The sequence below is a fragment of the Rhodanobacter sp. K2T2 genome, assembly GCF_013408815.1.
Lineage (GTDB): Bacteria > Pseudomonadota > Gammaproteobacteria > Xanthomonadales > Rhodanobacteraceae > Rhodanobacter.
This window is the reverse complement of sequence record NZ_JACCCA010000001.1, coordinates 776539-786849: the sequence shown is the minus strand read 5'-3', so window position 1 is coordinate 786849 and position 10311 is coordinate 776539. Positions and strand designations below refer to the sequence as shown.

The 10311-nt window shown below is 63.7% G+C and carries 3 protein-coding genes; 1 reads left to right on the top strand and 2 read right to left on the bottom strand.

Translation table 11 applies throughout. The features are described from left to right. Window positions 1-135: 135 nt before the first annotated feature. Together HDE78_RS03440 and HDE78_RS03435 are read right to left on the bottom strand one after the other, a co-directional pair. Window positions 136-3420: an efflux RND transporter permease subunit gene (locus HDE78_RS03440; RefSeq protein ID WP_179477081.1), complete on the bottom strand. Its 3285-nt coding sequence runs from the start codon at window positions 3418-3420 to the stop codon at window positions 136-138. 12 nt (window positions 3421-3432) lie between these two features. After that, on the bottom strand, window positions 3433-4662 hold the full coding sequence (locus tag HDE78_RS03435; protein ID WP_179477080.1) for an efflux RND transporter periplasmic adaptor subunit: 1230 nt from the start codon (window positions 4660-4662) through the stop codon (window positions 3433-3435). Window positions 4663-5288: 626 nt separating this feature from the next. Between HDE78_RS03435 and HDE78_RS03430 the strand changes: the two genes are divergently transcribed. Further along, window positions 5289-10235 carry an NAD-glutamate dehydrogenase domain-containing protein gene (locus HDE78_RS03430; protein WP_179477079.1) on the top strand — a complete coding sequence of 1649 codons (4947 nt, stop codon included), beginning with the start codon at window positions 5289-5291 and terminating at the stop codon, window positions 10233-10235. The last annotated feature ends 76 nt before the right edge of the window (window positions 10236-10311 follow it).

Sequence of the window (10311 nt, the reverse complement as noted above, 5' to 3'; positions counted from 1 at the left end):
TTGCAGGGACACAAAAAAATCCGGCCTTCAACAGGTGAAGGCCGGATTCTTGGGACGCCTTGGCTACGATGCAATGCTTAAGTGAACAGCATTACCGGCATGCCGGGGCTTTTTTGTGGTTTCTACTCGGCGATGTTAGCCGCCGCGATACGGATCGGGATCCGGCGGCGGCAGTTTCTTCATGTCTTCGCCGTCTTTCGGACCGCTCTTGCCGGACTCGTGCTTGCCGTCCTTGCCGTCGCCATCGAGCTTTTCGCCCAGCAGACGACGCACGCTGACGTAGAACACCGGAATCAGCAGCAGGCCGAGGATGGTGGCGAACAGCATGCCGCCGATCACGCCGGTACCGATGGCGTGACGCGAATTGGCGCCCGCACCGGTGGAGATGAACAGCGGGAACACGCCCAGGATGAAGGCCAGCGAGGTCATCAGGATGGGGCGCAGACGCAGCTGGGCCGCTTCGATGACGCCCTCGCGCAGTGTCTTGCCTTCGGCCTGCTTCTCCACCGCGAACTCGATGATCAGAATGGCGTTCTTGGCTGCCAGACCCATCACCGTGATCAGACCGATCTTGAAGTAGATGTCGTTGGGCAGGCCGCGCAGCATTTCGAACACCACCACGCCGAGCATGCCCAGCGGCACCACCAGCAACACGGCCACCGGAATCGACCAGCTTTCATACAGCGCCGAAAGGCAGAGGAACACGATCACAACCGACAGCACCATCAGCAAGGTGGCGGAGTTGCCCGAGAGCAGCTCCTGATACGACTGACCTGTCCAGTCGTAGCCGTAATCCTTCGACAAGTGCTGGTCGACGATCTGCTCCATCGTGGTGATGGCCTGGCCGGTCGAATAGCCCGGCGCGGCGTCGCCCACGATTTCCACCGCGGAGTAGCCGTTGTAGCGGGTCAGTGCGGGCGATGCCATGCCCCACGTCGCCTTCACCACGCTGGCCAGCGGAATCATGTTGTACGGATTCGTGCTGCTGGTCGATGTGCTGCCGGAGCTGGTCGAACTCGAACTGGTCGAGCTCGACGTCGCCGACGTGCTGCTGGTGCTGCTCAGCGTGCTCGGGGTGAAAATGTGCTGAAACGCGTTCGGGTCCATGCGGTACTGCTGATCCGCTTCGACGTAGACGCGCTTGACGCGGCCGCCATAGGCAAAGTCGTTGATGTACACCGGCGCCAGAGTGAGCTGGATGGCGGTGTAGATATCGCTGACCGACAGACCCATCGACTGCGCCTGCACACGATCCACGGTGAGGTTCAGCTGCGGCGCATCCTCCAGCGTGTTGGGACGGATCCTGGTCAGCGTCTTGTCTTTGGAGGCCATGCCAAGCACGGTGTTGCGTGCCTTGGTCAGCTCGTCGCGCGACTGCCCTGCACGCGCCTGCAGGTACATGTCGATACCGCCGAACTGGCTCAGGCCTCGTATCGTCGGCAGGTTGACCACGAAGACCTGCGCATCGCGAATGCCGTGCAGCTTGCCGTTGGCCTGCTGGATGAATTCATCGGCGGTAGTACTTCGATCGGCCCAGTCGGTGAGCTTGATGAAGGCCATGCCGGTGTTTTCGCCGGAGCCCACGAAGCTGAAGCCGGAGATCTGGAACACGCCGGCCACGTTGGTCTTGTCCTTCAGCAGGGTGTCGCGAATCTGCTTCATCACACCCTCGGTGCGCTGCAGCGAGGCATTCGGCGGCAGCGATACGATCGCCAGTGCGAAGCCCTGGTCCTCGCTGGGTACGAAGCTGGTAGGCAGGCGTGAAAACAGCACGCCGGCCAGCACGCAGATGACCACGAACACGATCATCCAGCGCGGCGCATGTTTCACCGCGCTGCCGATGTGGCCGGTATAGGTCTTGTTGACGCGATCGAAACCCTTGTTGAATCCGCGGTAGATGAAGTTCTTCTTTTCCTCGTGCGTGGGCTTGAGGAACCTCGCGCACAGCGCTGGCGTAAACGACAGCGCCAGGAAGGCCGAGAAGCCCATCGACACGGCGATGGTCAGCGCGAACTGCTTGTAGATCACGCCCGAGGCGCCGGGCTGGAACGCCGACGGCACGAACACCGCCGCCAGCACCACGGTGATGGCCACGATAGCGCCGGTGATCTGGCCCATCGCCTTGCGCGTCGCGTCCTTCGGCGAAAGGCCTTCCTCGGTCATGATGCGTTCGACGTTCTCGATCACCACGATCGCGTCATCCACCACGATACCGATCGCGAGCACCATGCCGAACAAGGTCAATTGGTTGATCGTGAAGCCCAGCGGCAGCAGGCCGATGAAGGTGCCCAGCAGGGCGACCGGAATGACCAGGGTGGGGATGATCGTCGCGCGAAAATTCTGCAGGAAGATCAGCATCACCAGGAAGACCAGGATGATGGCCTCGACCAGCGTCTCGACCACTTCCTTGATCGAGATCTTGACGAACGGCGTGCTGTCGTACGGGATGATGTAGTGCACGCCCGGCGGGAACGACTTGGCCAGTTCGTCCATCTTCGAGCGCACGGCCGTCGCCACGTCCAGCGCGTTGCCGCCCGGCAGCAGCTGCACGCCGAAGGCGCCCGAGGGCTTGCCGTTATAGGTGGCGGCCAGACCGTAAGTCTGCGGGCCAAAGGTGATGCGCGCTACGTCGCTGAGCTTCACCACGGTGCCGTTGTTGTTGGCGCGCAAGATGATGTTGCCGAATTCCTCCGGCGAGGAGAAACGACCCTCGGCCGACACGGTGGCGCTGAAGCCCTGGCCGTTGGCGGCCGGATCGGAACCAAGCGAGCCGGCGGCGAACTGCACGTTCTGCGCGGAGATGGCACTCTGCACCGCCGATGCCGACAGGCCGTAACCCTGCAGCTTGTCCGGGTTCAGCCAGATGCGCATGGCGTACTCGGAACCGATCTGGCGGGTGTTGCCCACGCCGGAAATACGGCCGATCTGGTCGAGCACCTGCGACGACACGATATCGTTGAGGCGATCGCCGTCGATCGACGGGTTGTCCGAGATCAGCGCCAGGAACATCAGGAAGTCGGGATTGCTCTTCGCGACGATGACGCCCTGCTGGGTGACTTCCGTCGGCAGTCGCGGCGTGGCCAGCGAGACCTTGTTCTGGGCCTGCACCTGGGCGATGTCGGGATCGGTGCCGGTCTCGAACGTCAGCGTCACCGTGGCGGAGCCGTTGGAGCTGGAGGACGAGCTGAAGTACAGCAGGTGATCGATACCGGTCAGCTGCTGTTCGATCACTTGGGTCACGGTCTTCTCGACCGTGTCCGCGCTGGCGCCGGGGTAGGTGGCGGTGACAGTGACCTGAGGCGGCGCGATATTCGGGTACGACTCCACACCCATGTTCAGCACCGAGAGGGTGCCGACGAGGGTGATGAGGATCGCTACCACCCACGCAAAAATCGGGCGGTCAATGAAAAAACTCGGCATGATCGGGCTCCGTTACTGCTTGCTGGACGGGGCTTTGCCGCCCTGTGCTGCGGCTGGCTGGTTGCCGGGCTGACCCGGCGGATTTGCACCAGCATCCTGGCCCGGCTGCCACGGCTGCGCCTTGGCCGGTGCGCCTTCCTTCACGGTCTGCAGGCCGGAAACAATGACCTGATCGCCGGTCTTCAGGCCGCTGGTCACCACCCAGTTGCTGCCGGCGGCCTGGTCGGCCGAAACGTTCTTGCGAACGACCTTGCCGTCGTCGCCCACCACCATCACGTAAGCGCCGGTGGTGTCGCGCTGCAGTGCGGGCTGCGGCACCAGGAAAATATTGTGCTGCTCGCCGAGATCGGCCTTGATCGTCACGTACAGACCCGGCAGCAGGCTGTGCTGCGGATTGGGCACCTTCGCACGCAGGTTGATCGAGCCGGTGGTCGGATCGACCGTGGCCGAGGAGAAGTCCAGCGTACCCTGTTGCGCGTAGCGGCTGCCATCGGGCATCACGATCTGGACCGCGGCAGTGTTCGGATCGGCCAGAGTCACGCCGCCGCTGGTTTGGGCGGCGCGCATCTTCTCCAGTTCGCTAGCACTGAGGGTGAAGTTGACGTACAGCGGGTCGATCTGGTCGACCGTGGTCAGCAGCGTGGCGTCGCTCTGACCGACCAGCGCGCCCTCGGTGACCTGCTGCTGCTCGGCGCGACCGTCGATCGGCGAACGCACGCTGGCGTAGCCCAGGTTGATCCGTGCGGTCTGCACGTTGGCGCGTGCCTGCTGCACGGCAGCGGCAGCCGTACGCTCGTTCGCATCGGCGGTGTCCAGGTCCGATTTCGAGATGTAACCGCTGGGCGCCAGCGAATGAGCGCGCTCGGCGGCGACTTTGTTGTTGGTGTAGGTAGCCTGGGCCTGCGCCAGCGCGGCGAGGCTGGAATCGAGCGCGGCCTTCAGCGGTGCCGGATCGATCAGAAACAGTACCTGGCCTTGCTTGACGTCGGTGCCCTCATCGTAAACCCGGCGTAGCAGCACGCCGGCCACGCGAGCGCGCACGTCGGCCGAACGGTACGGCGACAGGCGACCTACGAGGTCGCGCGTCAGCGGCGAATTGGTGGGCTCTGCCTTCACGACACCCACTTCCGGCGGTGGCTGCTGTTGTTGCTGTTGCTGCTGCTGATCATTGCCTTTGCCGCAGGCGGCGATCGCCAGCAGGGCCAGGCACAACGCCGGTGTGCGCAGTAACGAGGACTTCATGTGAGCTCCAGAACTTGCTTGATCGAAATGGGAGGTTTAGGGAGATTTATTGCGGCGCAGCAGAGGAGGCGAAGGGTCGATTCATTGCGATTCTGCTGATTCAAATGTCGTGAAAGGCAAGGTCTGACGCCGTTGGAGACTCATCGCTCGCGGCAGCCTCACCGGCAACTACCCCGGCTCACTGAAGCGAATCCGAGGTACCCGAAACACTACTATACCGAACAGTTTACTTTTAACTGCCGTTCAACACCAGTCATTGAAAGAGATGGCCGGGAACTGAGCAATCTTGCGCACAGCCGCATGATCTGCGGCGTCGAGGCGACCCTGCTGAAGCTTCCGGCTTGGGATGGCCGGATCCATGGCGATTCCACCAACGTCGCATGGCGCTTTCGCTTTCCTCGGCATGCGCGAGCTAACGTGCATGTGCTCGGCAAGCTCGGCCAACCGCAGCGTGCCGGTGTTGCATGGGCCAAGGCAACAGCCAGCATGCCTGCACGATCGGGTATGAATCCATGCGCAATCGCATGGTGCAAACGTTGCAGTGCAGATGGATTCGGTCACATGCGGGGCGTATCCTTCCGAGGCTTTTTACCCCCTTTTCCTGTTTCCACTCATTAGTAGATGCCATGAATGCGATTCACGCGGTTAACGATCACTCCCTGTCGTCCGTGGTTTTTGAGGAACTGAAAAACGCCGGTCTGCCGCCGGAGCGTCTCGCGGAGGCGAAGGTGTTCTGTCAGGCCTTTTTTGCCCGCCTTGCCGGCAGCGACGCCGACATGCATACACAAGCCCAGTGGGCCGAGCTGGTTGCCAGCTTGCTGGTGTTCGCGCAGCAGCGGCCGCCCGGGCATGCCATCGTTCGCGTCGTGAACCCGGAGCAAGGTTCGGCGGGTCGCAGCCTGCTGCAGGTCGTCACCGACGACATGCCTTTTTTGATCGACACCACCAGCATGGTGCTTTCCGAGACGGTGCAGATCCACGCGGTCATCCATCCGGTGATGACGGTGGAGCGCGACGCATCGGGCAAGTTGCTGCAGCTTTGCGACGAATCGGACACCGCGCCGACGCGCCGGCCCGAGTCTGTGATGCATTTCGAGATCGACCGTGTGGCCGATGAGGCTGCCCAGGCGCAGCTGAAGGCTGCCGTCGAAGCGGCGCTGGACGACGTGCGTTCGGTCGTGGCCGACTGGGCCGCCATGCGCGATATGGCGCTGGCCATTGCTCACGACCTGCCGCAGCGCAACCTGCCGCTGGATGCGGCGTCGGTGCACGAGGCCAGCGAGTTTCTGCGCTGGATTGCCGATGACAACTTCACCTTTTTCGGCTATCGCGAATACGAGGTGGCCGAGGCTGACGGCGAGCAAGAGCTGCGCGCCATCGATGCCTCGGGTCTGGGCCTGCTGCACAAGCAGGAGCGCTCGATCGCGCCGCGCTCGCTGCGTTCGCTGACCGGCAGCGAGCTGCCGCAGTCCGGTGCCACCGACGCGATCATTCTGACCAAGACCAACGCACGTTCGCCGGTGCATCGCGCCGGCCACATGGATTACATCGGCGTGCTGAAGTTCGATGCCGACGGTCGCCCGGTCGCCGAGCAGCGCTTCCTGGGCTTGTTTTCAACCAACGCTTATATGGCGCGACCGCAGGACGTGCCGCTGGTGCGCCAGAACGTCGAAGCGGTGCTGGTGCGTTCGGGGCTGAAGCGCGATTCGTATTCGGGCAAGTCGCTGCGGCATGTGCTCGAGGCGCTGCCGCGTGAGGAACTGTTCCAGAGTACCGAAGACGAGCTGTTCGAAACCGCCATGGGCATTCTCGAACTGCGCCAGCGCGCGCGTACGCGGCTGTTCGTGCGCCGCGATCGTTACGGCCGTTTCTTTACCTGCCTGGTGTTCGTGCCGCGCGACCGTTTCAACACCACGGTGCGCGAGCGTATCGCGGCGCTGCTGGGTGCGGCCCTGCACGGCGAGCAGAGCGAGTCGGCCGTGCTGCTCGGTGAAGCGGCGCTGGCGCAGCTCACGATCGTGGTGCGGCCGAAGATCGGCGATGAGTTCTCCTACGATCTGGTCGAGCTAGAACAAAAGGTCGCTGCCATCGTGCGCAACTGGCACGACGAGGTGCGCGACGCGCTGGTGCGCGAGCGCGGCGATCATCAGGGCGTGGTGCTGGCCAATCGCTACACGCGGCTGCTGCCGGCCGGCTATGTCGAGGACGTGGCGCCCAAGGTCGCCGCGGAAGACATTCATCAGCTCTCGCTGCTGCAGGGCGACAACGTACTGCGCATGTCGTTCTATCACCCGCCGCAGGCGCCGGAAACGCTGCGTTTCAAGGTCTATCGCAGCGGTGGCGACATCGCGTTGTCCGAAGTGCTGCCGCAGCTGGAGAACCTCGGCCTGCGCGTGCTGACCGAGCATGTCTATGAAATTCCCAGCGATCCGACGCCGTTGTCGATCCAGGATTTCGAAGTGCAGCCGGCAGGCAAGCTGACCTTTACGGTCGAGCAGGTTGGCGCGCTGTTCGAGGATGCGTTCGAGCAAATCTGGCGCGGCAACGCCGAGAATGACGGCTTTAATCGTCTGGTGCTCGGCGCCAAGCTGAGCTGTCGGCAGATCGCCATGCTGCGCGGCTACTGCAAATACCTGCTGCAGGCCGGCGCGACCTTCTCGCAGACATACATGGAGGACACGCTCAACCAGTATCCGGCGATTGCCGGCCTGCTGGTCGAACTGTTTCTGGCCAAGTTCGATCCGCAGCGCGAGAGCCTGTCGGCCGATGCCTTGAAGGCGTCCAGCGACACGCTAGTGGTCGAGATGGCGGCGCTGATTCCGGCGTCCGTGCAGGACGCGCATCCGCATCTGATCACCGACCTGGCCAGCGCGCTGTCGCTGCCGCGCGCCGAGCAGGTGACGGTGCTCGAGGACGCCATCGGCGTGCTGCTGGAAAACGTCGCCAGCCTCGACGAAGACCGCATTCTGCGCAGCTTCGTGGCGGTGATCCGCGCGACCTTGCGCACCAGTTTCTTCCAGCGCTGGGACGGCGAGCATCGCGGCTACATCAGCTACAAGCTCGACTCGCACAAGGTGCCCGAGCTGCCCAAGCCGGTGCCGTATCGCGAGATCTGGGTCTGCGCACCGCGCGTCGAAGGCATTCATCTGCGCTTTGGCGCCGTCGCGCGCGGCGGCCTGCGCTGGTCCGATCGGCGCGAGGATTTCCGCACCGAGGTGCTGGGTCTGGTCAAGGCGCAGATGGTCAAGAATACGGTCATCGTGCCGGTCGGTTCCAAAGGCGGTTTCTTCGTCAAGAAGGCGCCGGTCGGCGGCGATCGCGATGCGCAGCTGGCCGAGGGCATTGCCTGCTATCGGTTGTTCATCAACGGCCTGCTCGACATTACCGATAACCTGATCGAAGGCAAGGTGGTGAACCCGCACGACGTGGTGCGCCACGACGCGGACGATCCGTACCTCGTCGTCGCCGCCGACAAGGGCACCGCGACGTTCTCCGACATCGCCAACGCGATTTCGATCGAACACAACTACTGGCTGGGCGATGCGTTTGCGTCGGGCGGCTCCAACGGCTACGACCACAAGGGCATGGGCATCACCGCCAAGGGCGCTTGGGAGTCGGTCAAGCGCCACTTCCGTTCGTTGGGGCGCGATTGCCAGACGCAGGACTTCACCTGTGTCGGCATCGGCGATATGTCGGGCGATGTGTTCGGCAACGGCATGCTGCTGTCGCGGCATATCAAGCTGGTGGTGGCGTTCGATCACCGCCATATCTTCTTCGACCCGAATCCGAACGTCGAAGCGTCCTTCGTCGAGCGCGAGCGCATGTTCAAGCTGCCGCGTTCGAGCTGGGACGACTACGACCGCTCGCTGATCTCCGCCGGCGGCGGCATCTATCCGCGCAGCGCCAAGTCGATTCCGCTGACGCCCGAAGTGCGCGCCGTGCTCGGCATCAAGGCGGACGTAGCGCAGATGGCGCCGACCGATCTGCTCAGCGCGATCCTCAAGGCGCCGGTCGACCTGCTGTGGAACGGCGGCATCGGCACCTACGTCAAGGCCAGCAGCGAGACGCACGCGGACGTCGGCGATCGCGCCAACAACGCGCTGCGCGTCAACGGCGCCGAACTGCGCTGCAAGGTGGTGGGTGAGGGCGGCAATCTGGGCATGACCCAGAAGGGTCGCATCGAAGCGGCGCAGCACGGCGTGCTGCTCAATACGGACTTCATCGACAACTCCGCCGGTGTGGACACCTCCGATCACGAGGTCAACATCAAGATCCTGCTCAACGACGCAGTCCAGCGCGGCGAGCTGAGCGAGGATGCGCGCAACAAGCAGCTCGCCGCGATGACCGACGAGGTCGGTCAGCTGGTGCTGTTCGACAACTACCGACAGAACCAGGCGATCACCTTGATGGAGCACCAGTCGGTACGCCGCATCGGCTCGCTGGCGCATTTCATTCGCACGCTGGAAGCCGAAGGCTTGCTCGATCGCCAGGTGGAAAACCTGCCCAGCGAGGCCGAGCTGACCGAGCGCAAGACGCGCGGCGTCGGCATGACCCGGCCCGAGCTGTCGGTGCTGCTGTCGTACGACAAGATCAAGCTGTATCAGCAGCTGCTCGATTCGGACGTCCCGGAAGATCCGTATCTGTCGAAGGAGCTGGTGCGCTACTTCCCCGAGCCGCTGCACCAGAAATACGCCGAGCACATGCAGCGCCATCGCCTGAAGCGCGAGATCATCGCCACGGCGGTAACGAACTCGACGATCAACCGCATGGGCGCCACCTTCATGATGCGCATGCAGGAGGACACCGGCCAGCGCCCGGCTGCGATTGCCAAGGCGTATACGGCGGCGCGCGAAATCCTCGACGCGCGTGAACTGTGGGCGCAGATCGAAGCGCTCGACAGCCAGGTCGCCGAGGACACGCAGATCGATGCGGTGATGCAGATCTGGTCGCTGCTGCGTCACCTCACACGCTGGCTGCTCAACCGCCCCGGCGGCACGCTGGATATCGCCGACAACGTCGAGCGTTATCAGGCCGGCGTGTCCGAGTTGCGTCAGGCGCTGCCCGACGTGCTGACGCCGACCGGCAAGGGCGACTTCTCTGGCAATCAGGAGAAGTGGGAAGGCTTGGGCCTGCCGGCCGAATTGGCGCTGCGTTTGGCGCGCATGCCGGTGCTGCGTGCGGCGCTGGATATGGTCGAAGTGGCTCAGCTCAGCGGTCGTCCGATCGCCAAGGTCGCGCAGGTTTTCTACGAGCTGGGTGAGGCGCTGGATCTGGAATGGCTGCGCGACCAGATCGAGGCCCTGCCGGTGGAGGGTCACTGGCATGCGCAGGCGCGCGGCTCGCTGCTAGACGAGCTGAACCACCAGCATCGCGCGCTGGCCTCGCAGGTGCTCGCCCTGGCCAGCGACCGCACGGACGTTTCGCCCGTGCAGGCGTGGCTGCAGCGCGACAACGCCACGTTGCAGTACACCCGCAGCATGCTGGCGGAGATCCTGACCCAGAACGCGGATTATCCGATCGCCTCGGTCGCGGTGCGTCGTCTGGCACAGCTGGCGCAGGTGCCGATCGGCTAACGGATCGTCAGCCATCGAACTGTCACCTCGGTGCAGCTCGGTCATGAAGGCGCAGGAGCCGGCATGGTCTTGCGCC

Bases quoted from the DNA above. Each gene is read 5' to 3' on its own strand.
- HDE78_RS03440 (WP_179477081.1), bottom strand. From the start codon at position 3,420: ATGCCGAGTTTTTTCATTGACCGCCCGATTTTTGCGTGGGTGGTAGCG.
- HDE78_RS03435 (WP_179477080.1), bottom strand. From the start codon at position 4,662: ATGAAGTCCTCGTTACTGCGCACACCGGCGTTGTGCCTGGCCCTGCTG.
- HDE78_RS03430 (WP_179477079.1), top strand. From the start codon at position 5,289: ATGAATGCGATTCACGCGGTTAACGATCACTCCCTGTCGTCCGTGGTT.